Source organism: Pseudomonas sp. TE50-2 (assembly GCF_040813665.1).
GTDB lineage: Bacteria > Pseudomonadota > Gammaproteobacteria > Pseudomonadales > Pseudomonadaceae > Aquipseudomonas > Aquipseudomonas soli.
Genome location: NZ_JBFNXN010000001.1, coordinates 2,693,453 through 2,718,594, shown reverse-complemented (window position 1 = coordinate 2,718,594; position 25,142 = coordinate 2,693,453). Strand labels below are relative to the sequence as shown.

Sequence of the window (25,142 nt, the reverse complement as noted above, 5' to 3'; positions counted from 1 at the left end):
GGAGTACGTGAGGAAATGAACGCAGCAAGTGAGTCGGCTTTGCCCTCAACGGCGGCCAGTCACCAATCGCTCAGAATCCTGGCTCAGTGGTTGAAACGTCATGGAGACGATCGGGTCAGGACGACCGACCCACGACGCCTGCTGGATGGGCGATACCCCCAAGGCCTGATCAGCGAGGAAGAGCTCGAAGCTCTGCTGGCTGTCTGGCATTGACCGGGAAGGATCCCGCCGCAGAAAAAAACGCCACCGCAATTGCGGTGGCGTTTTCGTTTGGGCGACCCGTCCTTGACGCTTGCGCCTGTCACAACTCAGAAGCTGTAGGTCCCGGTAACCACCAGGCTGCGCGGATCGCCCACCTGGATCTGCGCCGCGCTGGTGGCCGAGCTGTAGTAGGTCTTGTCGGTGATGTTGCTCAACGCCGCGCGTACATCCCAGTCGTGGGTGCGATAGCCCGCCAGCGCGTCCCAACGGCCGTAGCCCGGCAGGATCACGGTGTTCTGGTTGTCGGCATAGCGATCGCCGACCAGGGTCAGGCCGGTTTCGGCGTACCAGCCCAGCTCCGGCTTCCAGGTCACGAACAGGCTGGCGTTACGCTTGGCCACGTCGTTGATGCGGTTGCCTTGCTGGCCGTTGTTGTCCTTGACGATGGTCGCGTCCTGCAGGCCGATGCCGCCGCGCACGTACCAGTTGCCCACCACGTTGCCGGTGGCGGTCAGCTCGATGCCGCGTGAACGCTGCAGGCCGCTGAGCTGGATCAGTTCCGGGTTGATCGGGTCGCGGGTACGGCGGTTGTACAGTTCCAGTTCGTAGATCGCCAGGGTGGTGCTCAGGCGTTCGTCGAACCATTCGCTTTTGACCCCGATCTCCTTCTGCCGGGTCTGTTCCGGGTCGGTCTGGTTGGCGTTGCCGGCCGCGCCGGGGGTGATGCCGATCAGGCCGCCACCGACCGGAGAGTAGGTCTTGCTCCAGGAGGCATAGAAGGAGTGGTCCTGCCAGGGGGTGTACACCACGCCGATACGCGGACTGAAACTGTTGTCCTTCTGCTTTTCCGAGATGTTGCGCAGTTTGTTGGTGGTGTCCACCTCGAACTGGTCGAAGCGCACGCCGGCCAGCAGCTGCCACTGGTCGTTGAGGCGGATCTGGTCCTGCAGGTAGATCCCTCGGCTCTCGACGTCGGTGTGGTTGTTGCTGGACACCCGCATCGTGCCGTTGTGCTGCTGGCTGACCGTGGCCCCTTGCAGTGGTACCGAGGGCACGCCTACGCCTTGGCTCAGCAGCGAGTTGCGACGCTGTTCGCCCATTTCCAGACCCACCAGCAGCGTGTGCTCCAGACCGAAGGTTTCTACATGACCTTCGAGTTCGACGGTGTTGTAGAGATTGCGGGTGCTCAGGTCCTGCTGCCAGCGCTGGCGGTCCACCAGTCCGGTAGCGGGGCGGTAGGCGGTCAGGTAGGTGTTGTCGAAGTCGCTCTCCAGGGTGAACAGGCTGAAGGTGTGGCGCAGTTGCCACTGGTCATTCAGCTCGTAGTTCAGGCGTGAGCGCAGCGACTCGGCGCGGTCGTTGATGTAGTCGCGCTGGGTGTCGCCATAGGTGGTCTTGCGGCTGACATCGGCCGGTCGCCCGGTGAGCGGGTTGCCGGGGATGCCACGGTCGGGCGTGCGGTCGTAGCGGCTGTACTCGTACTGCACCAGCCAGTTCAGCTCGGGGGTGATCTGCCAGCTCATGGATGGGGCGAACAGTTGGCGGTGGTTGCCATCGATGCCGTCGCGGAAGCTGTTCTTGTCCTCGTTGCCCAGGTTCAGGCGCAGGCTGAGGGTGTCGCTGGGGTCGGCGCTGAGGTCGGCGTACAGGCTACGCAGGTCCTGGCTGCCACCTTGTGCCTCGATGGTCGAGCGGCGGCCGTGCTCCGGCGCCTTGCTCACCCGGTTGACGATGCCGCCCTGGCTGCCACGGCCATAAAGCACTGCCGCCGGGCCCTTGAGCACCTCGACCCGCTCGATGTTGTGCAGATCACGGGTGTACTGGCTGTCGTCGCGGACTCCGTCCAGGTAGAAGTCGTTGCTGGCGTCGAAGCCGCGGATACGCAGGCTGTCGAAGCGGGTGTCGGCGCCGCTGCTGACGTTGGGGATGCCTTCCAGTGCCTTGCCCAGGTTGCTGCTGCCGTAGTCCAGCACGTTGCGGGTCTTCACCGAATCGATGGCCTGTGGCACGTAGCGCGCCGGGGTCGAGGTGCGGGTCGCGGTGGTCACGTCCTTGACTCGTGGGTTGTCCTCTTCGCGGGTGCTGTCGGCGGTCACCGAGGTTTCCGGCAGGGTCGTGGTGGCGGCGCTGGCCAGGCCGGCGCTGAACAGCAGCGACAGGCCCAGGGTCAAGGGTGAAAGGCGGCAGGGGGCAGGCATCGAAGGCGTCCAAGGGAGGGAGTGAGAAATTGGGCGCGAATGGTAATGCTTGCTATTTACTGTTGCATCGACATTTGTAAAGGGTTGTCTTTACATATGTTTCAAAATGTTGCTATTCGTTTGGATTGATTTGAAGTTATCCGGGCATTCACGGGGATGCGCTTCGAAATGGCTTGTAGAAGCGGCGGTGCTTGCAACATTGCTCTCTGCGTGACAGGGCAGTGGGAAGAGCAGGGCACTTCAAACAGGCTTTCGGAAGCATGGCCGTATGACGGTTTTATGGATTTCGACCGCTTTCCACAAAAGAGACAAATTTGCGCTGACCCACGGCAGATATGCATGGAAATGCACCAGCGCTGACCTTGTTTTTGGTTATATCAACCTGCATTTCACGTTTTTTTGACATGTATAAGCAGGCAGGGCTAGGATTCGGGCTCTACGCCTGCTGGCCATTCTCTGGCCATGCGGCTGCAAGGCCCGTTGCAGACCATTGGCGGGCCTTCGGCTTGGATCCGCATAGCGTCGAACCTACGAAGGGGCGTTGGTTCCTGGCGTTCTGATGCAGAGCGTTTTTGAATACGAAATAAGGAAAATAACATGTTGAAAACCAGGATCAGCCTGGTCGCCCTGGCGATGATCGCCGCGACCCAGGCACAGGCCAATGACCAGGCCGAGAGCAAGGGCTTCATCGAGGACAGCCACGCCAATGTCCTTCTGCGCAACGCCTTCATCAACCGTGACAAGAAGCACGGCACCAATGACCAGTCCCAGTGGGGCCAGGGCGTCATCGCCAACTTCTCTTCCGGCTTCACCCAAGGCACCGTGGGTGTAGGTGTCGACGCGTTTGGCCTGTACGCCTTGCGCCTGGATGGTGGCAAAGGCCGCAACCAGGGTGGCGGTGTTGACTTCTTCAAGCGCTCGGACCCCTCCCGTCCTGACGAAAAAACCAACGCTTCGCACAACCTGGCCCGTGGTGGCGCAGCGGTGAAGTTCCGTGTCTCCAACACTGTGCTCAAGTACGGTGACCAGATGCCGGCCTTGCCAGTTCTGCAGTACGACGACGGTCGCCTGCTGCCAGAAAGCTTCACCGGCACCATGATCACCTCCAAGGAGATCAAGGGCCTGGAAATCAACGCCGGCCGCTTCACCCAGGAAGCGCGCAAGAGCGCCGAGCGTCGTGATGGTGGCGGCCTGAAGTCGATCAACGTGCTCGGCGGCAGCTACAAGTTCACCGACAACTTCACCGCGTCGCTGTACACCGCCGACAACGAAGACGTGATGAAGAAGCACTACCTGGGCTTGAACTACGTCTTCCCGATTGCCAGCGACCAGTCCCTGACCCTGGACTTCAACGGCTACAAGTCGGACATCGACAACAAGTACGTGCGTGCCGCCAAGCTCAACGGCGACTCCAACACCATCTGGAGCCTGGCCGCCACCTACGCCTACGGCCCGCACTCGTTCACCCTGGCGCACCAGCGCAGCACCGGCAGCACCGGCTACAACTACGGCTGGTACCAGAACGAAGGTGGCGTGGGTGACGGTGGCTCGACCATCTACCTGGCCAACTCCTACTGGTCCGACTTCAACGCAGAAGACGAGCGTTCCTGGCAGCTGGGCTACGGCCTGGACTTCGGCGCCTTCGGCGTGCCGGGCCTGACCTACAAGTTTGCCTATGTAGTGGGTGACAACATCAATACCCGTACCGCCGGCAAACCGGATGGCTACGGTGAAGGTAAAGAGCGCGAGATCTTCAACCAGATCCGTTACGTGGTTCAGGAAGGCCCGGCCAAGGACCTGTCCGTCAAACTGCGTAGCTCGTTCGTGCGCACCAACACTGCTACCCGACAGAGCGAGTACAACGACGACGGCAACGAAGTCCGCGTATTCGTCGAGTACCCGATCAGCATCTTCTGATCCTGATCCTGCGTCACCCACAGCCCCGGCCTATGCCGGGGCTGTTTCTTTCCGGCGCACGTTAACCGACGCCGCCAGGTCGATCTCCCCCGTCTCCGGCGCAAAGCTGTCACTGCGCGCCATCCGCCACATCCGTGCATAGAACTCGCTGTCGATCGCACCGCTGAGCAGCTCGCCCGGCTTGAGGAAGGTGTGCAGCTGCGAGAACAGGCCGATCTCGCTGGCGCTGATACGCCGCGCCAGGTGCTTGGGCTTGAGTTCAGAAGGATGGTCCAGACCGGCGGCGGCAAGCATCTCGGCCAGGGCATGCAAGGTATTGCGGTGGAAGCTGGCGACCCGCTCGGCCTTCTCCGGCACCACCAGCGCGCGCTGGCGCAACGCATCCTGGGTCGCCACTCCGGTCGGGCACTTGTTGGTGTGGCAGCTTTGCGACTGGATGCAGCCGATGGCGAACATGAAGCCCCGTGCCGAGTTTACCCAGTCCGCGCCGATGGCCAGCACGCAGGCTATGTCGAAGGCGCTGACCAGCTTGCCCGCCGCGCCGATGCGGATGCGCTCGCGCAGGTTCAGCCCCACCAGGGTGTTGTGCACGAACATCAGGCCCTCGCGCAGCGGCACGCCCATGTTGTCGGAGAACTCCCGGGGCGCCGCGCCGGTGCCGCCTTCCTTGCCGTCGACGACGATGAAGTCCGGGGTGATGCCGGTGGCCAGCATGGCCTTGGCGATGCCCATGAACTCCCACGGATGGCCCAGGCAGAACTTGAAGCCTACCGGCTTGCCGCCGGATAGCTCGCGCAGACGGGCGACGAACTGCAGCAGCTCCCGCGGTGTGCTGAAGGCACTGTGGGCGGCCGGCGAGATGCAGTCCTCGCCTTCGCGCACGCCCCGGGTGGCGGCGATCTCGGCGCTGACCTTGTGCCCCGGCAAAATCCCGCCATGGCCCGGCTTGGCGCCCTGGCTGAGCTTGATCTCGATCATCTTCACCTGGGCCGAACGGGCCTGCTCGGCGAAGCGTTCGGGGTCGAAGTTGCCGTCCTCGGTACGGCAGCCGAAATAACCGCTGCCGATTTCCCAGATCAGGTCGCCGCCGTGTTCGCGGTGGTAGGGGCTGATGCTGCCTTCGCCGGTGTCATGGGCGAAGCGGCCCAGGCGCGCGCCCTTGTTCAGCGCGGCGATGGCGTTGGCGCTGAGGGCGCCGAAGCTCATGGCCGAGATATTGAAGATCGACGCCGAGTACGGCTGGCGGCACTGCGGGCCGCCGATGCGGATGCGGAACGAGGCCGGGTCGGCCATCGGCACCGGCAGCATCGAATGGCTGATGAACTCGAAGCCCGGCTTGTAGGCATCGTTCAGGGTGCCGAAGGCTTTCTCGGCGCTTTCGTTCTTGGCCCGGGCGTAGACCAGTGAACGCTGGGCGCGGGAGAACGGCAGCTTGTCGTCGTCGCCCTCGATCAGGTACTGGCGGATCTCCGGGCGGATGGTCTCGATCAGGTAGCGGATGTTGCCCAGGATCGGATAGTTGCGGCGCACGGCGTGGTGGCGTTGGCGCAGGTCGTTGAGGCCGATCAGGCTGAGCAGGGCGCTGATGACGGTGAAGGGCCAGAGCCAGGTGTGCGCAAGCAGGAACGGGACGCTGGCGATCGTGAAGACCAGGCACAGGAACAGGCAGGCATAGCGGCTGGGGAGCGAGTCTTTCATAAGTCCATCGCAGGCGGGATGACCCGGCCTAGGATAGGCAAAGGCTGCAGGGGGAAAACCTGGGGTTTCGGTAAAAGACTGTTACTCGACGCGGAATTGCCTTGGAGGAGTACACACGGTCAGGTTTGACCGGAGCCAAGGCGCCGGTCTTCAATCAGGTGAACTGGATGAAGAAGAAGCCGGCTTCATCGCCTTGCTTGCCGCGCCGTGCCTGCCTGTCGACATACAGGTAGCCGATACCGTCCGAGAACAATCCCACGTGCTGCGGGCTGGCGGCGGCCACATCACTGTCGAGCAGTTGCATCAGGAACAGGAAGCGCTGGGGTTCGTAGATCGGATCCTGTAGCCAGCAAGGCCGCCCGACGGGCTTGCTCAGGTCGATGCCGCTGTCCTCGTCCTCCAGTTCCTGCTCTTCCTCTTCATCGCTGAACGGTTCGAACTGGATGTAGGCACGTTCCAGCAGGAGGGCTGCGGTTGGCGGCGCGATCGACTGGGCGGCCAGCTCATGCAGGATGACCCGGGCAAAACCATTGGCACGTTTTTCGTCGAGCTCACTCTGCTGGTTGACGGTGTAATGGCGCTGGGTGGATCGACTGAAGGCACCGTCATGCTGACGCGTGGTGATGAACACCGTGATTGCCATGCCGGGTGGAATGAAGGTGACGGGCAGGAAGCGTTCGCTCAATGTCAGCAACGGGGTCATCGGCTCACCGGTGTCCGGGCTTCTTGGCCACAGCGAAGCATCCTTGAGGCGGGCACCGCCGCCGATCTGGCCCAGACCGTGATCCTGGCCGGAAAGCACGACTTTTTGCGAGGTCATGGTCGATAGCATCCTTTGCTTTTGGCGAGTCTGATTGTGCAGTGCCGCAATGGTCGTGGCTGTTGCTGTGATCTGCCTGCCAATGGCCTACGCCTTGAGCAACTCGGGATAGTCGCTGAACCAATAGTGCAGGGCGTCCTGGTTGAGGCCATGCTCACCGCGCCAGAAGTCCATCGGGTAGCTCCAGTCCGACGATCGCGCGCTGCGTGGCGCCAGGCCGAGGTTGGTGTAGCGGTACAGCAGGCCAGGGTGCTCCGGGGTCTGCAGTATCCCGCAGTGTCCAAGCAGGTCGAGGAAACCCCGGCCTTCTTCTTCGCTCATCTTGATGCCGGGTAGTTTGCGCAGTAGCTTGAGCAATTCCTTGGGCTTGGTCGGGGCCGGAACATTACGAATAAGATCAATGACAGAGACCATCAAGTCGAAATTTTCCGGTCGCAGCTTCGCCGCAGCGTTGTGCTCTTGCAGCATGAACGCGATGTGCAGGATATCGCCACCTAATACGGCTCCGACGAAAAAACGAACCCGGTTGAGTTGCATGAAGTTGACATCGATCTGCTCGAACGCGCTGCAAACCTGGCAAGTCAGTTGATCGTGCACCGTGAAGGGATGTTTGGGCAGGTGTGTAGCGCACGCAAAGGCCGACATTGCCGCGCGCAGACTCGCTTCATTACGTTCGACACCTACAAGAAAGTTGCCAACGATCTCGCTCTTACGTGCCTTGGCTTGCTCGGTGAACAAACAGTCAAGAACCTGATCGTGTCCTTGATGGCAGCGCCCGGTCGCCAGGCCTGTTGCAAGTAATCTCTCGCTGGGTGGTTCCAGAGGGTTCTGGGCCTTCAGGGCCTTGCGTAGTTCGGCAGTGCTCATACATGTTCATCCTCCGCAGCTACTTGCCTTGGTCTTTGTCGATGGCGCTTGCTGGAGAGCCATTACTGTCAGTGCGATGGCCTTGTTCATGGCACGCTTGTATCTCCAGCCATCCAACAGGGCGTCGCCCTTCAAAGACCTCGAGCCTTCTGCTGGGATGGAGTAGATCTTTGGGCGCGTTTGGTAAAAGGAACCGGACACTGCCTGCGCCTACTCGATGTCCTTTAACTGTGCGGTTGTAAGTGACCTGAAGTACCAGGCTCCAGGTCACCGGTGTCCCGTCCGGTCCGCTCAGTGGGCTGGTAGTGACATAGTAGGTCTGGTCGAGAGGCAGTCGGGCTTTCCCGCCCTCGGCTTCGTCTCGCCAGTGGATGTCGACATTGAATGCGATGGTTTCCATCAGGTCACTTCCAGACACGCGACGTTACGTGCCCACTGCTGGCTCTTGCTGCCAGCGTGGGCGAGCAGTGCTGCTTCAAGTCGGCGTCTCCAGCGCCAGGACCTTCCAGCTCGCCTTGCGTTTACGCTCGATGAGCGCGGCCAGGGCTTTGGCGGTCGGAGCACCTTTGCCGGTGAATTTCACCGGTGCCAGGGTCATCAGGGTGACCTTCTCACTTTCGGGAATCCGCTCACCATCACCGTGCTTGTTCCAGGGCTTGTCCACCGCCAAAAGCGCATCCACCGCGCAAGGCCAGTGCAGGTCGGTAAATTGTGGATCGTCACGCTGGAACAGCGCGCCCTCGACCACCGGGCCGTGCTCGAAGGTTATGGCGGCGAGGCGTGCCAGCATTCGTACTGGAAAACACCAGGCGTCTGGCACCGGCAATCCGGCCTGGGGCAGTGCCCAGTCACCTGGCAGGCAGAGGAACAACTCGGTCATCGGGGCAACCTGGTACAGGCCGCTGGTGAACAACAGCTTGTAGTCAGTCTTGCTATCGATCAGGCTGACATGCAGCGTGCTGCGAGGGTCTTCACTGGGGGGGCAGAACTCGGTGGGCAGGACCCACCCAGCAGTATTGTGCACGAAGGTGACAATGGCCTGTCCGGCGCCTTCGGCATCGGCGCCCTCGACATCGTTGATGCTGCGTGCGCCGTGTTCGAGCAGCAGATCAACCGTGCGCTGATGCCCCCATTCACGCGCAGCGTCCAGTGCGCTGTCATTGGCGCGTCGGTGCAGGCGATTGACCTGTGCGCCTCGTCTCAGCAGCAGTGCGACGACCTCGTTGTGGCCCGATTGGGCCGCTGCGTATAGCGGTGGGCAGACGCTGAGTGGTAGGCCATCGACCCAGGCACCGGCATCGAGCAGGCAAACGCAGGTTTCAAGGTGCCCTTCACTGGCTGCCAGTTCGAGTGCACTGGCATGGCCCTCGTCTACATACGGCTGGTTAGGCGCCAGGCCCAGCTCCAGGAGCAGGCCACAGTTCGCAGTCTGTCCGGCCCGGGCGGCCATATGCAGCAGCCCTTCCTCGTCGGCCTCGCCATAGCGGGGCAGCACCAGCAGCTCAGGGTATTTCTGTGCGAACGCACGTAGCCGCTCCAGCTTGCCCTCTTCTACATCGTCATAGAGGCGGTCGAGCTTGGTCTCATGCTTTTCGTAGAGTTGTTGCCAGTCGATCATCAGATGAAAGTTCCCCGTTTGAAGGCCAGTCCCATGCGTTTTAATTCGCGCTCCACCGCTTTCAATCCTTTGGCATCGGCTTTCTGCAGACGCTCGAAGACTTTCTGGGCCGACGCGACAGTGTGGGTTTTGCCGCCATTGCGCGCCCAGGTGAAATTGCGTAGATCGGTGTTCAGGTCGATTTTGTGCTTGGCCATGATCGCCTGCGCATTGAGGATGTAGTCACGGTTCTGCTGTTTCCAGTTGCGTGGCGCGTTTTCCCGAACGATGTGGTGCCGGTGCGGGTTTTTCATGTTTTTGGGCGCGCGCCCCATCTTCTTCTTGTCTGCGCTACTCAACCGGCAGACTTCCAGCCCTAGTGGGTCGATCCAGGTGGCGGGTGTCGGGGCGTATTGGTACAAGTTCAGCCCGCCCGCCAGGCCGATCGGATCCGGCTGGGTAAACCGACCCACATCCGGATCGTAGAAGCGGAACAAGTTGTAGTGCAGGCCGGTTTCCCTATCAAGGTACTGGCCCTGGAACCTCAGGTTCTGTTGCTCGACGAGTGCCGGCTCGCGCAGTTCCTGCACGGTATTACCCCAGACCTGATAGCGGGCCTGCCAAACGATGTTGCCAGCTTCATCACTCAGTTGCTCCGCCAGGCCATTGAGGTCGTTGTGGTAGTGATGTATCTGCTGGTGCTCGCCCAGGCCGTCGACGCGGGCCAGGGGCTCATGGCTGTCGTCTTCATACAGGTAGAGGCAGCGTTGCCCATGGCGACGCTCTTCGAGCAAGCGGTAGCCGTCCCAGTCGAACCGGGTGAGGCCGAGGCACTGCCCCGTATCATCGTATTCGCTCTTGGCGATGCGTCTGCCAAGGGGGTCGTACTGCATGCGCACCACGCGCTCGCGTCCGCTGTGCTGGGAGCGCACTTCGATCAGACGGTGCTCGGCATCGTAACGCAAGCGCTGCACACCGCGCCGCGCGCTACGCTTCTCGATGAGCCGGCCAAAAGCGTCATAGCGGTAACGCTTGTCCTGGTAAGTCAGCACGCGATTGTGGCGGACCCAGCCACCCTGTGGGCCATCGAGCAGGTTGGCTGCCGCATCATAGGCGAAGGTTTCACCCGGCTGCATACCGGCTGGCTGGCTGGCGATGATGCGTTCACTGGCATCGTGGCGCAGATGCTGTGCGTGCTGCTCGCCAGGGCTCTGCCGTAAGCGAGTCGTGAGGTTGTCCGTCGGGTCGTATTCGAAGTGCTGCTGCAGGGGGGCTGGCAGCTGCCTGGGCATTCCCCGCGGTCGACTCCGACGCGAACGCAAGCGGCCGGATCGGTCGTACTCGCTGTGGGTATCGAGGTTGCCCTGGGTGCGCAGGACTTCGCGGTGCAGGCGGTCACGCTCGAAGTCGCAGATCACCTTGCCATCGAGATTCACCTGATGCAGATAGCCACTGCCGTAGTAAAGCTGGTTCAGCTCGCGGCCGTCCGGTAACTGGGTGCGGATGCGATTGCCCAGTTCATCGTACTGATGGCGTAAAACACCCGATGTACCGTGCTCCTCGATCAGTCGACCCAGGGCATCGTAGGCAAAGCCAAGCTGTTGGCTATCGCCCTGGTTGTCGGTGAAGCGGACCATGAGCAGTTGGTCGAGTGCATCGTATTGGTGCTCGGTACGTCCGTCGTCGGTCACCTTGGCCAGGAGGCGACCACCGGCATCGCGCTCGAAGACGTGGCTGATCGGCGCCATCGGCGTGCCGGGTACCAGTGCCATTCCCAAGCCATGGGGCGCAGGCATGTAATCAAGGCGCTGCAGACAGTCGAGGCGGTCGTAGTGGTAGCGTCGCGCGCTGCCATCTAGATCACGCTGCTCAACCAACCGGTCGGCGGAGTCCCAGGTAAATCGATAGCTTTCGCCGTTCTCGTTGGCCAGTCTGAGCAGACGACCATAAGTGTCGTAGCGGTACGCGACGGTCCTCCCCAGGGGATCAACCTGCCGTTGCAGGCGGCCGCAAACGTCGTAGTGAAACTCATAGCCATGGCCGCTGGGGTCCTCACGTCGCACCAGCAGGCTGGCGGTATCGTACCGGTAGTGCTCGCTGCGACCATCTGGCGTGCGGACCTCCAGCAGTCGTCCCTGTGCATCATGGCGATAGTCGGTGCGTTCCCCTTGTGCGTCGACCACCGTGGCCAGGTAGCCATGGCGGTCATAGACGAGGCGCGTGGTGTAGCCGGAGCAATCGGTAAATGCACTGATCAGGCCCAGGTCGTTCCATTGCAGTTGTCTGGCTTTACCCATGGCGTCGACGATTTCGACCGTGCGGCCGTGTCCGTCATGGCGATAACGGGTTACCAGGCCTAGCGGATCAGTTTCCCGGACACAATTACCACGCTGATCGTAGCCGTATTGCCAGCAGTTGCCGGCGGCGTCGGTCCAGGCGCGGGGTAGTGCCCAGTGCTCCATCCAATGTGTCGACTCACTGCGACCAAGAGGGTCGATAGTCTGTGCGAGGTTGCCAGACGTGTCGTAGTCGAACGCCCACAGCCCACCGTCCGGGTCGCTGGCGGCCAGCAGTTGGCGCTCGTCGTTCCAGTCGAAGCGCCAGGTCCGGCCAAGGGCATCAGTGTAGGCGGTAACCTGGTATTGGTTGTTCCAAATGCGGATGCTCTGGCGTTGAAGCCCATCGGTGATACGGGTCACACCGGCGGCCACATCGTACTCAAAGAGGTACTCGTCACCTTCGTCGGTCCAGTGCCGAGCCACACGCCAGCCATCTTCGGTCAGCACCCACTCGTAATGGCAGCGCAGGCCGGTTGGCAGTTGGTGCTCGATCATTCTCTGGCCCAGGTCATAGGCGAAGCGTCGTTTCACCTGGCCCTGGGCGTCTCGCACCTCGGTGAGGTTTCCTCTGTCGTCGTAGTTGTAACTGACCAGTTGTTCGGTGCTGGTATCGGCGAAGCGGCGTTGCACATGGCTGACACGTTGAGGCCATTGCGGGCTGTAGTGCAGTTCCACCTCGACCAGGCCGAAGGTATCCCGCAGGCCGCGCAGGCGCCCGCGGTCGTCATAGTCCAGGTAGACACGATTGTCATTGCGGTCGCCGATCTGGCTCAAGCGCAATCTGGCTGGGTTGCCGGGCACCTGCTCAAATAGACGATAGCGGCCATCACGATCTTCGATCAGTACCTCACCGTTGAGTGCTCGGCGCACGCTCAGGCCTTCGCCGGTGCTATATAGCGCATCACCCAGCGGGAGATGCCCCATGTCGATTGCTCGGGCCTGCTCATCGTTGAAGACCAGGCTTTCACCGCCATCGGGATGGGGTATGACGTCGATATGGACCTCGTAAGGTACGCTCCAGCCGCTGCCGAGCAGTCCTGCTTCACGCTCGCCATGGCTGTTGTAGTAGCGCTGCCAGTCCAGTGGGATCAGTGCCGGCAGCTCGAAATCCAACTCGGCCTCACCATTGAGGATCTTCGCGCCAGTGGGCGCGTGCACCGGGTTGGGTGAGCCGGCGATGGCCGAAGTGAGGGCACTGGTGACTTGGCTGGTCACCAAGTTGGTGACGCCCCCAATCAACATGCACCCAAACTTGCTATAAAACTTTCCCCCCCGCCCCCGCAACATCATCAACGCCGTGATCGCCAGGCCGATCCCCGGCGTCTTGCCGCTGCGGATCTCGCGCACCACGATCGGCCCGCCGCCGATGCGCACGTTGTTCGACACCAGTCCGCCATCGACGATCACCGCCTCGCAGGTGCTGCGATCGCCACTGCGACAGGCTGGGTGGCCGTTGATCAATACCTTGCTCGAGCCCTCGGCCAGGTACTGCGGCGGCATCGGCGGGTGCTTGGTGCACAGCACCTTGTCGTCAGGGGCTTCCTGGGTGTTGGCCGCTGGGCTGGCGACGGTCGGCCGCCACATCTGCGAGAAGAAGCCCTTGGCCATGTCGAGGAAGGTCTCTTCCTGCTCCTCGGCCTGCGCGCCACCGCCCCCGCCACTGGCCGGGGCGGAGGGAGCGGTCACCACGCCGGCCGCGCGCGCGGCGCGCTTGCCGTTGGTCTTGGTGTTGGGCGAGCCACTGACGATGGTGGCTTGCACGGTCGGCGGGAACAGGGCGTTGCCGATGCCCTCGCATAATCGACTGAGCCCGGTGTCGGCGCCGGTCTTGGCCATGACCACGCCGACCACCAAGCCCACCACCGCGCCCAGCACGAAGCAGCCCAGGCCGCCGGTGACCACGGTAATGCCCAATGCCGCAGCCACCGCGGCGGTGGCCAGGGCGCCGATGGCGACGTTGGCGGCCACTTCCAGCACGCCGCCGATGATGTCGGCCATCACCGAGGTGTGCAGCAGCGCATCGCCTTCGCGGGCGGCCCAGAGTGCGTCGGACATGGTGCGGTGTCAGCCCAGGTTGTCGAAGTCGAGGGACTGCTTGAGCGCCGCCCAGTGCTTCGCCTCGGTCTCGCCCAGGGGGGTGGGTTTGACGTAGCTCAGGGCGAACATCTTGCGCGTGCCCGGCAGCACCAGCGCCAGCTGGTACTGGTAGACCTTTTCCTGGCCCTTGCTGAACTGGCTGCTCAGCTCGATCGCCTCGATCGGCTGCGCCGCGCCCACCTGGGTGGCGCGGGCCGGCTGGAACTGCAGGTCCTTGACCTGTTGCTGCAGGCGCTGCAACTGGCCGTCGAAGTTGCTCTGCAGGGTCTCGCCCTCTTCGAGCAGGCTGCGGCTGACGATCAGCGAGGTGCCCAGGGCTTCGAAGCGCAGGATGTTGATGCTGGTGTCGCGTACCTGCGCATCGGGCAGGGCGAAGCGGAATTCGTTGACGCGGTAGCTCATGGTTCGGTCTCGTTACTTGCCGGCGCCGGGGAAGAGGGCCTTCACCGCGCCGTCGATGGCCGTTTTCACGCCCTGGTTGTTCGGGTCGGTCTGCGCACCGCTGCCCACGTTCAGGTCAAGGGTGCCGCCGGTGTTGATCTCGGCGTCGGCGTTGGCGTGGAAGCTGAACTGCTCGCAGCTGATGTTGATCTGCCCGCTGGCGTTGAGCTCGATCACGCTCTTGCCGCAGACCAGGCGCAGGTTCTCGCCGACTTCGATCAGGTAGCTGGTGCTGACACTGTCGGTCTTGCTCGCACCGACCAGCAGCATGTCGTCGCGGCGCACGGCGCGGATGCGGTCCTGGCCGATGGTGATGGTCTCGAGCATGCCGACGGTCTGGGTGCGGTTGATGCCCACCGACAGCGTCTCGCTCTGCTCGACCACGGTGTCCATGTTGCGTTCGGCATGCATGTACAGCTGCTCGGCGCCCTTCTTGTCTTCCATGCGGATTTCATTGAAGTTGGCCGGGCTGCCGCCCTTGCTCGAACGGCTCTTCATGCCGCTTTGGGTGGCGCCGCCGGGCAGGTCGTAGGGCACGGTCTGTTCGGCGTTGTACACCCGCCCGGTGATGATCGGCCGGTCGGGGTCGCCTTCGAGGAAGCTGACGATCACCTCCTGGCCGATGCGCGGCACCTGGATCGAACCCCAGTTCTTGCCGGCCGTGGCCTGGGACACGCGGATCCAGCACGAGCTGTTCTCGTTGGACTGGTCGTGGCGGTCCCAGTGGAAGTGCACCTTCACCCGGCCGTATTGGTCGGTCCAGATCTCCTCGCCAGCCGGGCCGACCACCACGGCGGTCTGCGGCCCCTTGACGATCGGGCGCAGCGAACTGCTCACCGGGCGGTAGCTCTGCTGCGCATCGATGCAGCTCAGGTTGCTCTCGAACTGCGCCGCGCCGCTGCCGCCACCGCTTTCCAGGCGTTCCTGGTGCACGTAGTAGCGGGCGGCGACGATCAGGTACTCGCGGTTCTGGTCCTGGCGGCTGAAGTTGCTCAGGCTGAACAGATGGCCGCTGCCCAGGCCCCGGGCGTTGCCGCGCAGCTCGACGCGTTCGTGCAGGCTTTGCAGCGATTCCAGGCGGGTGCGGGCGTAGTGCTCGCCATCCTGGGTCTGTTCGTAGGCACCGGGGTAGTCGTACAGCGGGTAGTCGCCGGCCTGGTGCGGCCGGGGCATCGCCGAACGCACGTCGATGCGCGCGCTGGGGCGCTGGAAGTCGTAGTCGTTGAGCTCCAGCGAGCCCGGCTGGACTTCCTGGGCCAGGTGCCAGTCGTTGATATGGTCGCGCTCGCGGTGCTGGCCGTCCGGCGGGTAGTAGGGCACGGTCTCGTAGCCCGGCGCCTTCTGGTGTGCGCCATAGGCGTCGGCGAGCACCAGCACGTGGCGCTCCTGCTCGTGGCGGAAGAAGTAGTAGATGCCTTCTTCTTCCATCAGGCGGCTGACGAAGTCGAAGCTGGTCTCGCGGTACTGCACGCAGTACTCGCGCTCGCGGTAGTTGCGGCTGAGCAGGTCCTCGAAATCCGAGAAGCCCAGGTCGCGGAACACCTGCTTGATGATCTGCGGCGCGCTCAGGTGCTGGAAGATCCGGCAGTCGCTGGTGCGCGTCAGCAACCACAGCCACGGGCGCAGGGTGACGCGGTAGCTGGCGAACTGGCCCTGGTCCACCGACTGGCTGCAGCGGGCGACGATGCCGTGGAAGTGCCGCGATGTGCCGACGCTCTGCTGCACGCTCAGGCTCATCGGTTTGCCCAGCAGCTGGTTAAGGTCGATGGCCGGGTCGTCGCTGGTCAGCTGCAGCTCATAGTCGAACAGGCGGCCAAGCTCCTCGCTGCCGCCCATCTCGGCAAGGATCAGCTTGTCCGGCCCCAGGGGGCTGTTGATCTGCGCCAGGCGCGTGAACTGCTTGAACAGCATGGTCGGTCCTGTCAGTCGGCGGCGCCGAAGTCATAGTGCAAGTCGTTGTCGCGACGGCTGATGCTGACGCTGGCCAGCGGCTTGCCTTCGAGCAGGCGGGTGAGGAACTCGCGGCTCATGTCCGGCAGCAGGCCGTTGGTGAGGATGGCGTCGATCATGCGGCCACCGCTTTCGGTCTCGGTGCAGCGCGAGACAATCAGCTCGACCACCTCGTCGTCGTAGGCGAAGCCAACCTTGTGGGTACCTTCCACACGCTTGCGAATGCGCTCCAGCTGGAGGCGGGTAATGGCCTTGAGCATGGTGTCGCTGAGCGGGTAATAGGGAATGGTCACCAGGCGGCCGAGCAGCGCCGGCGGGAAGATCTCCAGCAGCGGCTTGCGCAGCGAGGTGGCCACGGCCTCGGGGTCGGGCAGGGCCTGCGGGTCCTTGCAGGTGTTGGCGATCAGCTCGGTGCCGGCGTTGGTGGTGAGCAGGATCAGGGTATTGCGGAAGTCGATCTGGCGGCCTTCGCCGTCTTCCATCACGCCCTTGTCGAACACCTGGAAGAAAATCTCGTGCACGTCGGGGTGGGCTTTTTCCACCTCGTCCAGCAACACCACGCTGTACGGGCGGCGGCGCACGGCCTCGGTCAGCACGCCGCCTTCGCCGTAGCCGACGTAGCCGGGTGGAGCGCCCTTGAGGGTCGAGACGGTATGGGCTTCCTGGAATTCGCTCATGTTGATGGTGATCAGGTTCTGTTCACCGCCGTACATGGCCTCGGCCAGGGCCAGGGCGGTCTCGGTCTTGCCCACGCCGGAGGTGCCGGCGAGCATGAATACGCCGATCGGCTTGTTCGGGTTGTCCAGGCCTGCGCGGGAGGTCTGGATGCGCTTGGCGATCATCTTCAGCGCGTGATCCTGGCCGATGATGCGCTTGGCCAGGTGCGAGTCGAGGTTGAGCACGGTCTCGATCTCGTTGCGCGCCATGCGCCCCACCGGGATACCGGTCCAGTCGGCGACCACCGAGGCCACCGCCTGGTAGTCCACGGTTGGCAGGATCAGCGGGCTCTCGCCTTGCAGCTGGCTCAGGCGCTGCTGCAGGTCGACGAGTTTTTCGCGCAGTTCATGGCTGCCCTGCACGTCCACTTCCTGATCGACCACGCCGACCTGCTCGCGCAGTTGCGCGCGGGTGGCCAGCAGCTCGTCGACCAGGGCTTTCTCCTCGGCCCAACGGCTTTCCAGGGCGGCCAGGCGCTCGCGCTCCTCGGCCAGCAGGCTGTCGGCCTGGGCCTGACGTTGCCCGGTGTTCACACCGATGGCGGCTTCGCGGGCGATGATCTGCAGCTCGACTTCCAGCGCCTCGATGCGCCGACGGCTGTCGTCCACCTCGGCCGGCACCGCGTGCAGGCTGATGGCCACGCGGGCGCAGGCGGTGTCGAGCAGGCTCACCGACTTGTCGGGCAGCTGGCGTGCCGGAATGTAGCGGTGCGACAGCTTCACGGCGGCTTCCAGCGCTTCGTCGAGGATCTGCACCTGGTGGTGCTTCTCCATGGTCGAGGCCACGCCGCGCATCATCAGCAGCGCCTTGGCCTCGCTCGGCTCGTCCACCTGGACTACCTGGAAGCGCCGGGTCAGCGCCGGGTCCTTCTCGATATGCTTCTTGTACTCGGCCCAGGTAGTCGCCGCCACGGTGCGCAGGCTGCCACGGGCAAGGGCCGGCTTGAGCAGGTTGGCGGCATCGCCCGTGCCGGCCGCGCCACCGGCGCCGACCAGGGTGTGGGCTTCGTCGATGAACAGGATGATCGGCTTGGGCGAGGCCTGCACGTCTTCGATGACCTGGCGCAGGCGCTGCTCGAACTCGCCCTTCATGCTGGCGCCGGCCTGCAGCAGGCCGACGTCCAGGCTGCGCAGTTCGACGTCTTTCAAGGCCGGCGGCACGTCGCCGGCGACGATGCGCAGGGCGAAGCCTTCGACCACGGCGGTCTTACCGACGCCGGCCTCGCCGGTGAGGATCGGGTTGTTCTGGCGGCGGCGCATGAGGATGTCCACCAGTTGGCGGATCTCCTCGTCACGGCCGACGATGGGATCGAGCTTGCCGCTGCGCGCCTGCTCGGTGAGGTCGACGGTGAAGCGCTTGAGCGCCTCCTGCTTGCCCATCGCCGCCGGCGCCACTGCGCCGCTGGCTTCGCCCGGGGCGGCGGCGCTGAAGCCGTCGCTGGCAGCCAGGTTGTTTTCCGGCGAGTCGCCGACGTACTCGTCGAAGCGCTCGCTCAGGGCCTCGACCTTCAGCTTGGCGAACTCGCTGGACAGCCCCAGCAGGGCGTTGCGCAGGCTCGGGGTCTTGAGGATGCCGACCAGCAGGTAGCCGGTGCGCACCTGGCTTTCGCCGAACATCAGGCTGCCGTACACCCAGCCGCGCTCGACGGCTTCCTCGACCTGGGAGGACAGGTCGGTGATCGACGTCGAACCCCGCGGCAGGCGGTCCAGGGCGTCGGTCAGGTCGCGGGCCAGGCGCGCCGGCTCGACGTTGAACTGGCGGATGATGCGGTGCAGGTCGCTGTCCTGCAGCTGCAGCAGCTGGTGCAGCCAGTGCGCCAATTCGACATAGGGATTGCCCCGCAGCTTGCAGAACACCGTGGCGGCCTCGATGGCCTTGTAGGCGACACTGTTGAGTTTGCCGAACAGCGCGGCGCGGCTGATTTCACCCATGGTCCTGACTCCTTGTTGGCGGGGCGTTGACCGGCCGCTCGGCGTAGTACCGGGCAAGCTTCAGGTCGTTGGCATCGTGCGACGGCCGGCCGAGCCAGGTATCGAACCCCAGGCGTTGGCCGGCATTGAGTTGCAGCGCGGGCACCTGGCCCTGCGCGAGGATGAGGTTGAGGTCCCAGTCCAGTTCCTGGCCCAGGTACTCGGCGACCCACGCGGCCAGCTCGACGAACGCCTGCCCGCCGGGGAGCAGGGCGTGGTACTGGTCGAGGGTCAGCGGGCCCAGGCACAGGCGGAACTTGTGCTGGCGGTCCCAGACGTAGCGGCCCAGGCACAGGTCGACACCCAGGCGGTTGGCGCGCACGCCGAGCTGGCTGCGCTCAGGCAGCTCCAGCCACTGGCCGACGTATTCCTCGAGCTTTACCGGCACGCCGAAGTAGCTGGCCAGGATGCTGCACAGGCCATCCGGGTAGCGGGTCTGCGCGGCCAGGTGGCCGGACCAGTGCAGCTTGGCGGTATCGGCCAGCGGCCCCTGGCCTTGCAGCTCCGGTTGACCGCGGCCGCTGAGGGCGGCCAGGCGCGCGGCCCAGTAATCGTCGCCCGGGCGGTCATGGCTGACGGTCGGTCGGGCCTCGGCCCAGGCGCGATAGAACAGGCTCAGCAGGCGATGGTGGAAGACATCGAGGAAGCGCTTGCTGGTCGGGTCGGCGTGGTTGCGCTGGCGCTCGCGCATGTACTCGGTCAGGTGCAGCGGCAGCGGGCCGTTGGGGCCGCCGAGGCCGAAGAAGAACTGCTCCAGGCGCGCTGGCTGGTCGTCGTTGGCCGTGACCGAGGCCAGCGTCGCCGGGGCGAAGCCGCAGTCCAGGCGCTGGCCCAGGCGCACCGGTTCGTCGGCCAGACGCAGCGAGTGGCCGAAGCGGGGCAGCTCGGGGTTCTCCGCCTCGAGGCGACGCAGCGCCTGGAAGAAGTCGTATTCCCAGGGCTCGGCCTGCATGGCCTGTAGCGTGTTCACAGGTTTGGCCTGCGCCCGGGCTTGGCTTTCCAGCGCATGATCTCGCCTCGTTCGCTGGTGCGCAGCACGGTTTCGGTGAAGCTGTTGATCGACACATAGCGGGTCAGGAAGCGCTCGAACACCGCGCCCAGCAGGAACACGCCGGTGCCGCGGAAGGCGTTCTCGTCGAACGTCAGGGTGATCTCCAGGCCACGGCCGAAGACGATCGGCCCGGGCATCGGCAGGCGCCGCGTGCAGGGTTTGCAGCTGACTTCGCGCAGGCCGTCGATCTGCAGCTGCAGGGCGCTGTCCTGCTGGTCGCCGTACAGGCGCAGCAGCTCGCGCAGGGCGGCGGCGCCCTGGCCTTGCTCGGCCAGCGACAGGTAGTTCAGCGACAACTGGCTGATCAGGCGCCAGGCCCGGTTGTCGTGGGCGTGGCTGGCCTTCGGTCGGCTGGGGCCGGCCAGGCAGCGCACGGCGGATACCGGTGCGCTGTCGGCCAGGCTGAAGTCGCTGCGCCCGTCGCCGACATTCATGAACAGCGGCAGGTCGCGGTTGCTGCACAGCGCGCTGATGCCCAGCTGGCGCAGGTCATGGCGGTACGGCGCCTGGTTGCCATCGACCAGGCTGACGAAGGTCTCGCTGCCCATGTAGCTGGAGCGCGTACCGTTGCGCCGCTGCTCGCTGGAGAGCACCCGCGGTTCGCGGCGCACCAGGTAGTACGCCTGGTCACGGCCATAGCGCGACGGGTCGCGCACCGCGTAGAACGGCAGGAATTCCTGGTCCGGCCCGGTACCGTGGCCGGTGACCCGCTGCAGTGAGTGGATCTCGAAATCGGTTGGCCGGGTACGGTCGGCGATCACATGGTGCTCGTGGACCCGGTCGGTCAGGTGGATGCGATCCACCCGGCGCGGGAACAGGTTGATCGCCGGGGTGCAGAACGGCACGAACTGGGCGGGGCCCACGCTGCTTTCCAGCGCGGCGTCGATGCGGTCGAACAGCACCAGCAGCTCCAGTTCCTGACCGTCGCAGCGCTTGACCGCGCGCTCCAGCCCGGCGAAGTCGACGAACAGGTAGCGCTGGGGCAGGGCGAAATACTCCTGCAACAGGCGATAGCCCTGGAAGGCCTGCGGCACCACCGGCAACGCTGCTTCGCGGTCATCGAAGCCACAGGGCAGCAAGGCGTCCTCGACCGGGATGCGTTCGATCCAGTCGGCGCCCGGCTGGCGCACGAACACCGCGCAGGCGCTGCCCAGCAGTTGTTCGTACAGGCGGAACGGGGTTTCGTCGGCACCGTTGAGGTACAGCGGCAAGTGCGTCAGCGGCAGGCTGGAGAACGGAATCTCGGCGCCGCTGCGCAGGGTCAGGCGCAGTCCGGCGCGGGCTTTCGGTTCGCTGGCGGCCAGGCGCCCGAGCACAGCCCCAGGGTTGCCGAAGTACTCGGCCCGGGCCACCTGCAACGGCCACAGGGTGACGTCCTGGGTGCTGCGAAATTCGCAGGGCGTCTGCGAATTGCGCCCAAGATTGGCGCGCAGGACGCTGTCACGGGGTAGCTGGAATCCGGCGGCCAGCGAGCCTTCGTCGGGATCGGTCTGCAGTTGCACCACGGTCATCGACGGCGTCGGCGCCAGGTAGTGCGGGTAGGCGATTTCCAGCAGGTTGTGGGTGAAGGTCGGGTACTCGGCGTCGAGCTTGAGTTGCACCCGCGCGGTGAGGTAGGCGAAACCTTCGAGCAGGCGCTCGACGTAAGGGTCGGCGCACTCGATCCCGGACAGGGTCAACCGCCCGGCGATCTTCGGGTATTCCTTGGCGAACTCGGCGGCACCCTCGCGGATGTGCTGCAGTTCCTGGTTGTACAGCTCGAGCAGGCGCGGGTTCATGCGCGCCTCCGGCGGTCGGCGGGGGCCACACGCACGTGCCCGGATTCCAGGTCGACGTCGGTCTGCAGCAGCAGCGGCAGGGCCGCCGGCTGGGCCCACAGGTCGCCTTCGATCTCGAAGCTCAGGGCGTTGGCGTTCATCTCGCCGGGCGCGGCCTGTGCCCGTACCTTCAGGGTATGGGCGAGGATGCGCGGCTCGTAGGTGGCGATGGCCTGGTGGATGATGCGTTCGAGCGCGTTGAGGTCGATGTTCGACGCGCTGTTGCCGGCCAATGCCGGCAACCCGTAGTTGATCACCGAGGCGCCGGCCGGGGAGTTCAGCGTGGCGCCGGTGTCGAGCAGCGACGTGGTGTTGAGCAGCCAGGCCAGGTCGCGCAGTACCGAGGCCTTGAGCTGCTGCAGGCTGAGCACGCGCTTGTCGGGGGCTTCCTGTGGGTTGCCCGGGTCATCGTCGGTCAGGCGATCCAGCAGCGAAGGCTGCAGGCGGTCGCGGGTGGCGATTTCGGCTACCACTGGAACATCCCTGTGAACATTTTCTGGTCTTCGAAGCCGGTGTCGCACGAGGCGCTCGGCGCCGGGGTTGAGGCTTCCAGGCCGGCCTGGGTCAGGCGCACGGCGCGCGAGGTCTTCAGGCATTCGCCCTTGAGCGTCGGGTGTGGCTGCACATGGGTCACCAGCACGATTGGCGTGCCATTGAACTGCTCGACCCGGGCCTTGCCGGCGCGGTCCGGGCTCAGGCCGCAGGGCCATTGCATGTCCAGCGCCAGGCGCTGTTCGCCGCGATCGAGCACACACTGGCCGGCATTCTCGCTCAGCGTCACGGTCTGCCCACCCAGGTTGGCCTGGTTCAGCAGTTCGGCGTCGGCGCAGGCGCTCAGGGCCAGCAGCAGGGCGCCGGCCAGGGCAGCGCGGGTCATGTGAGCTCCCAGAACCAGACTTGCTTCGACTGGTAGTTGTGGTCGGAGAAGCCTTTGGTCAGGCCGCGGTTCCACAGGTCGATATGATCGCCCGTGCGGTTCTCCTGGCTTTGCCCGGTGCGGGCGAAGCAGTCCTTGTAGAAGATGATCCCGGTCTTGGCCTTGAGCGCGTCGCGGGCCTTGGCGGTGCCGGCAATCTTCAGCGGGTAGAACAGTCGCGTTTCCAGCCAGTTGGCCAGGGATTCGGCGCCACGGGCATGGCCATGGGCGCACTTGTGTTCGGTATAGGTCGATTTGTTGACCTTGAGGCTCATCTCGCCATTGAGCGCGATGCTCATGCGGATGGCGCACTGGTTGTCCCACCCGCCGTCGCAGGGCGATGACACGCTGGGGTAGGCATTCCACAGGTTGATGAAAGAAGGCTTGGCCATGATGTTCACCGTGAGCGGGTGACGCGTGGGGAGGTGCGCCCGCGCCGCGCCCAGGCGCGACACGGGCGCGGTCGATCAGATCTTGACGTTCGAGCGGATGTTCCAGCCGTACTTGATCGGGCCGCCTTCCTTGGTGCCGTCGGCTTTCTGCGGCTGGTAGTCGACGGTGACCTTGGCGAAGTTCAGGGTCACGTTCTCGGTCAGGCGGTCGTCGCTGCCCGAACCGCCGGTGCTCAGCGAGCTGATGATCACCTCTTCGAGGTTGATGATCAGGTACTCGACCTGGCTTTCACCGCCAGCCTTGCGCACGGTCAGCTTGACCTTGTCGATGTGCTTGCCGCTGGAGCAGTGGGCCATCAGGTTGGGGCTGGACTTGTCGATGTACTTGGTGATCGACAGGTCCTGGATGTTGACCTTGCCCGAACCGCCGCCGCTGCCCAGGTGCATGTTGCCGGACTGGGACATGCCCCAGCTCCAGTTGAGCACGTCGATTTCGTCCTTGTGGGCCTTGTCGTGGGACTCGCCCTTGATGTCGCCGATCTTGATGAAAATATCTACAGCCATGATGTCCTCGGGATTTCGCGTCGGTTAGCGGTAGTAGTGGCTGATCGCGGAGCCAGCCCCCACCGTGGGAGCGGGCTGGCCCCGCGATGATCAGGCCCCTTTGGCCGAAGGCAGCTTCGACACCAGGCGCAACGACACGGTCAGCCCTTCGAGCTGGTAGTGCGGACGCAGGTAGAAGCGCGAGTTGTAGTAACCCGGGTTGCCTTCGACTTCCTCGACCACCACTTCGGCGGCCGCCAGCGGGTGCTGGGCCTTGGTGGTCTCGGTGGAGTGCGCCGGGTCGCCGTCGACGTAGTTGAGGATCCAGTCCTGCAGCCAGCGCTGCATCTCGTCCTTTTCCTTGAACGAGCCGATCTTGTCGCGAACGATGCACTTCAGGTAATGGGCGAAGCGGCAGGTGGCGAACAGGTACGGCAGGCGCGCGGCCAGGTTGGCGTTGGCGGTGGCGTCCGGGTCGTCGTACTCGGCCGGCTTCTGCAGCGACTGCGCGCCGATGAAGGCGGCGAAGTCGGTGTTCTTCTTGTGCAGCAGCGGCATGAAGCCGTTCTTGGCCAGTTCCGCCTCGCGGCGGTCGGAAATGGCGATCTCGGTCGGGCACTTCATGTCCACGCCACCGTCGTCGGTGGGGAAGGTGTGCGCCGGCAGACCTTCGACTTCGCCGCCCGACTCCACGCCACGGATGCGCGAGCACCAGCCGTAGTGCTTGAACGAGCGGTTGATGTTTACCGCCATGGCGTAGGCGGCGTTGGCCCAGGTGTACTTGCTGCTGTCGGCGCCGTCGGTGTCTTCCTCGAAGGCGAAGGCCTCCACCGGGTCGGTCTTGGCGCCGTAGGGCAGGCGCGCCAGGAAGCGCGGCATGGTCAGGCCGATGTAGCGCGAGTCTTCCGATTCGCGCAGCGAGCGCCAGCCGGCGTATTCCGGGGTGGTGAAGATCTTGGTCAGGTCGCGCGGGTTGCTCAGCTCCTGCCACGAGCCCATGCCCATCACCGTCGGCGAGGCGGCGGAGATGAACGGCGCGTGCATCGAGGCGCAGACCTTGGACACTTCGCCGAGCAGCTCGACGTCGGGCGGCGACTGGTCGAAGTAGTAGTCGCCCACCAGGCAGCCGTAAGGCTCGCCGCCGAACTGGCCGTATTCCTCTTCGTAGAGCTTCTTGAACACCGGGCTCTGGTCCCAGGCGGTGCCCTTGAACTTCTTCAGGGTCTTGTGCAGGTCGTTCTTCGAGATATTGAGCACACGGATCTTCAGCTGCTCGTCGCTCTCGGTGTTGTTGACCAGGTAGTGCAGGCCACGCCAGGCGCTTTCCAGTTTCTGGAAGTCATCGTGGTGGATGATCTGGTTGACCTGGGCGGTGAGCTTGGCGTCGATGGCGGCGATGATCTGCTCGATCGAGCCGATGGCATCGTTGGACACCAGGCTGGTCTGCGCCAGGGCCTGCTCGGCGAGGGTGCGCACGGCGCTCTCGACGGCTTCCTTGGCCCGCTCGGTCTTGGGCTTGAACTCCTGCAGCAGCAGGCTGGCGAACTCGCTCGGGTCCTGGGTGGCCGCCTGCGGGGCCTGGCTGTCGCGCAACGGATCGTTCATGGTCGG

At 64.3% G+C, this 25,142-nt stretch carries 18 protein-coding genes; 2 read left to right on the top strand and 16 right to left on the bottom strand.

Going from position 1 to position 25,142, the window contains the following annotated elements; all coding sequences use genetic code 11:
- Window positions 1–15: 15 nt before the first annotated feature.
- The gene (locus AAHK21_RS12395) at window positions 16–213 is read left to right on the top strand and encodes a hypothetical protein (RefSeq protein WP_082120494.1); all 198 of its coding nucleotides are present in this window, start codon (window positions 16–18) and stop codon (window positions 211–213) included.
- A 95-nt stretch (window positions 214–308) separates the two neighbouring features.
- On the opposite strand, the gene AAHK21_RS12390 is transcribed toward AAHK21_RS12395, so the two are convergent.
- Window positions 309–2,399, bottom strand: coding sequence for a TonB-dependent receptor (locus AAHK21_RS12390; RefSeq protein ID WP_367857389.1), 2,091 nt, complete (start codon window positions 2,397–2,399; stop codon window positions 309–311).
- 597 nt (window positions 2,400–2,996) lie between these two features.
- Between AAHK21_RS12390 and AAHK21_RS12385 the strand changes: the two genes are divergently transcribed.
- Window positions 2,997–4,316 (top strand): OprD family porin, encoded by a 1,320-nt coding sequence (locus AAHK21_RS12385; protein WP_367857388.1) that lies wholly within the window; start codon window positions 2,997–2,999, stop codon window positions 4,314–4,316.
- 30 nt (window positions 4,317–4,346) lie between these two features.
- On the opposite strand, the gene AAHK21_RS12380 is transcribed toward AAHK21_RS12385, so the two are convergent.
- The 15 genes from AAHK21_RS12380 to tssC all read right to left on the bottom strand — a co-directional run bounded on the left by AAHK21_RS12380 (window position 4,347) and on the right by tssC (window position 25,136).
- Window positions 4,347–6,014, bottom strand: a complete 1,668-nt coding sequence (locus tag AAHK21_RS12380; RefSeq protein ID WP_367857387.1) for an FMN-binding glutamate synthase family protein — start codon at window positions 6,012–6,014, stop codon at window positions 4,347–4,349.
- Window positions 6,015–6,168: 154 nt separating this feature from the next.
- A complete protein-coding gene (locus tag AAHK21_RS12375) occupies window positions 6,169–6,834 on the bottom strand; it encodes a hypothetical protein (RefSeq protein ID WP_367857386.1) in 666 nt (221 codons plus the stop codon).
- Window positions 6,835–6,921: 87 nt separating this feature from the next.
- On the bottom strand, window positions 6,922–7,701 hold the full coding sequence (locus AAHK21_RS12370) for a hypothetical protein (RefSeq protein WP_367857385.1): 780 nt from the start codon (window positions 7,699–7,701) through the stop codon (window positions 6,922–6,924).
- Window positions 7,702–8,176: 475 nt separating this feature from the next.
- Entirely contained in the window at window positions 8,177–9,319 is a 1,143-nt protein-coding gene (locus tag AAHK21_RS12365; RefSeq protein ID WP_367857384.1) for an ankyrin repeat domain-containing protein, read from the bottom strand.
- Window positions 9,319–13,692 carry an RHS repeat-associated core domain-containing protein gene (locus tag AAHK21_RS12360; protein ID WP_367857383.1) on the bottom strand — a complete coding sequence of 1,458 codons (4,374 nt, stop codon included), beginning with the start codon at window positions 13,690–13,692 and terminating at the stop codon, window positions 9,319–9,321. Before AAHK21_RS12360 ends, AAHK21_RS12365 begins: the two co-directional genes overlap by 1 nt.
- Window positions 13,693–13,701: 9 nt before the next feature.
- The gene (locus AAHK21_RS12355; protein ID WP_367857382.1) at window positions 13,702–14,136 is read right to left on the bottom strand and encodes a DcrB-related protein; all 435 of its coding nucleotides are present in this window, start codon (window positions 14,134–14,136) and stop codon (window positions 13,702–13,704) included.
- A gap of 12 nt (window positions 14,137–14,148) precedes the next feature.
- The gene (locus AAHK21_RS12350; RefSeq protein ID WP_367857381.1) at window positions 14,149–16,086 is read right to left on the bottom strand and encodes a type VI secretion system Vgr family protein; all 1,938 of its coding nucleotides are present in this window, start codon (window positions 16,084–16,086) and stop codon (window positions 14,149–14,151) included.
- 11 nt (window positions 16,087–16,097) lie between these two features.
- The gene (gene tssH, locus AAHK21_RS12345; protein ID WP_367857380.1) at window positions 16,098–18,773 is read right to left on the bottom strand and encodes a type VI secretion system ATPase TssH; all 2,676 of its coding nucleotides are present in this window, start codon (window positions 18,771–18,773) and stop codon (window positions 16,098–16,100) included.
- The gene (gene tssG, locus AAHK21_RS12340; protein WP_367858984.1) at window positions 18,766–19,815 is read right to left on the bottom strand and encodes a type VI secretion system baseplate subunit TssG; all 1,050 of its coding nucleotides are present in this window, start codon (window positions 19,813–19,815) and stop codon (window positions 18,766–18,768) included. The genes tssH and tssG overlap by 8 nt, the downstream gene beginning before the upstream one ends.
- Window positions 19,779–21,641, bottom strand: a complete 1,863-nt coding sequence (gene tssF / locus AAHK21_RS12335; protein WP_367857379.1) for a type VI secretion system baseplate subunit TssF — start codon at window positions 21,639–21,641, stop codon at window positions 19,779–19,781. The genes tssG and tssF overlap by 37 nt, the downstream gene beginning before the upstream one ends.
- Window positions 21,638–22,153 carry a type VI secretion system baseplate subunit TssE gene (tssE, locus tag AAHK21_RS12330; RefSeq protein ID WP_038707176.1) on the bottom strand — a complete coding sequence of 172 codons (516 nt, stop codon included), beginning with the start codon at window positions 22,151–22,153 and terminating at the stop codon, window positions 21,638–21,640. The genes tssF and tssE overlap by 4 nt, the downstream gene beginning before the upstream one ends.
- Window positions 22,147–22,557, bottom strand: a complete 411-nt coding sequence (locus tag AAHK21_RS12325; protein ID WP_038707177.1) for a hypothetical protein — start codon at window positions 22,555–22,557, stop codon at window positions 22,147–22,149. The genes tssE and AAHK21_RS12325 overlap by 7 nt, the downstream gene beginning before the upstream one ends.
- Window positions 22,554–22,988: a type VI secretion system amidase effector protein Tae4 gene (locus tag AAHK21_RS12320; RefSeq protein WP_367857378.1), complete on the bottom strand. Its 435-nt coding sequence runs from the start codon at window positions 22,986–22,988 to the stop codon at window positions 22,554–22,556. The genes AAHK21_RS12325 and AAHK21_RS12320 overlap by 4 nt, the downstream gene beginning before the upstream one ends.
- 75 nt (window positions 22,989–23,063) lie before the next feature.
- On the bottom strand, window positions 23,064–23,552 hold the full coding sequence (locus tag AAHK21_RS12315) for a type VI secretion system tube protein Hcp (protein WP_023632508.1): 489 nt from the start codon (window positions 23,550–23,552) through the stop codon (window positions 23,064–23,066).
- 90 nt (window positions 23,553–23,642) lie between these two features.
- Entirely contained in the window at window positions 23,643–25,136 is a 1,494-nt protein-coding gene (gene tssC, locus AAHK21_RS12310) for a type VI secretion system contractile sheath large subunit (protein ID WP_046857484.1), read from the bottom strand.
- Window positions 25,137–25,142: the final 6 nt, after the last annotated feature.

Bases quoted from the DNA above. Each gene is read 5' to 3' on its own strand.
- AAHK21_RS12395 (WP_082120494.1), top strand. From the start codon at position 16: ATGAACGCAGCAAGTGAGTCGGCTTTGCCCTCAACGGCGGCCAGTCAC.
- AAHK21_RS12390 (WP_367857389.1), bottom strand. From the start codon at position 2,399: ATGCCTGCCCCCTGCCGCCTTTCACCCTTGACCCTGGGCCTGTCGCTG.
- AAHK21_RS12385 (WP_367857388.1), top strand. From the start codon at position 2,997: ATGTTGAAAACCAGGATCAGCCTGGTCGCCCTGGCGATGATCGCCGCG.
- AAHK21_RS12380 (WP_367857387.1), bottom strand. From the start codon at position 6,014: ATGAAAGACTCGCTCCCCAGCCGCTATGCCTGCCTGTTCCTGTGCCTG.
- AAHK21_RS12375 (WP_367857386.1), bottom strand. From the start codon at position 6,834: ATGACCTCGCAAAAAGTCGTGCTTTCCGGCCAGGATCACGGTCTGGGC.
- AAHK21_RS12370 (WP_367857385.1), bottom strand. From the start codon at position 7,701: ATGAGCACTGCCGAACTACGCAAGGCCCTGAAGGCCCAGAACCCTCTG.
- AAHK21_RS12365 (WP_367857384.1), bottom strand. From the start codon at position 9,319: ATGATCGACTGGCAACAACTCTACGAAAAGCATGAGACCAAGCTCGAC.
- AAHK21_RS12360 (WP_367857383.1), bottom strand. From the start codon at position 13,692: ATGTCCGACGCACTCTGGGCCGCCCGCGAAGGCGATGCGCTGCTGCAC.
- AAHK21_RS12355 (WP_367857382.1), bottom strand. From the start codon at position 14,136: ATGAGCTACCGCGTCAACGAATTCCGCTTCGCCCTGCCCGATGCGCAG.
- AAHK21_RS12350 (WP_367857381.1), bottom strand. From the start codon at position 16,086: ATGCTGTTCAAGCAGTTCACGCGCCTGGCGCAGATCAACAGCCCCCTG.
- tssH (WP_367857380.1), bottom strand. From the start codon at position 18,773: ATGGGTGAAATCAGCCGCGCCGCGCTGTTCGGCAAACTCAACAGTGTC.
- tssF (WP_367857379.1), bottom strand. From the start codon at position 21,641: ATGAACCCGCGCCTGCTCGAGCTGTACAACCAGGAACTGCAGCACATC.
- AAHK21_RS12325 (WP_038707177.1), bottom strand. From the start codon at position 22,557: ATGACCCGCGCTGCCCTGGCCGGCGCCCTGCTGCTGGCCCTGAGCGCC.
- AAHK21_RS12320 (WP_367857378.1), bottom strand. From the start codon at position 22,988: ATGGCCAAGCCTTCTTTCATCAACCTGTGGAATGCCTACCCCAGCGTG.
- AAHK21_RS12315 (WP_023632508.1), bottom strand. From the start codon at position 23,552: ATGGCTGTAGATATTTTCATCAAGATCGGCGACATCAAGGGCGAGTCC.
- tssC (WP_046857484.1), bottom strand. From the start codon at position 25,136: ATGAACGATCCGTTGCGCGACAGCCAGGCCCCGCAGGCGGCCACCCAG.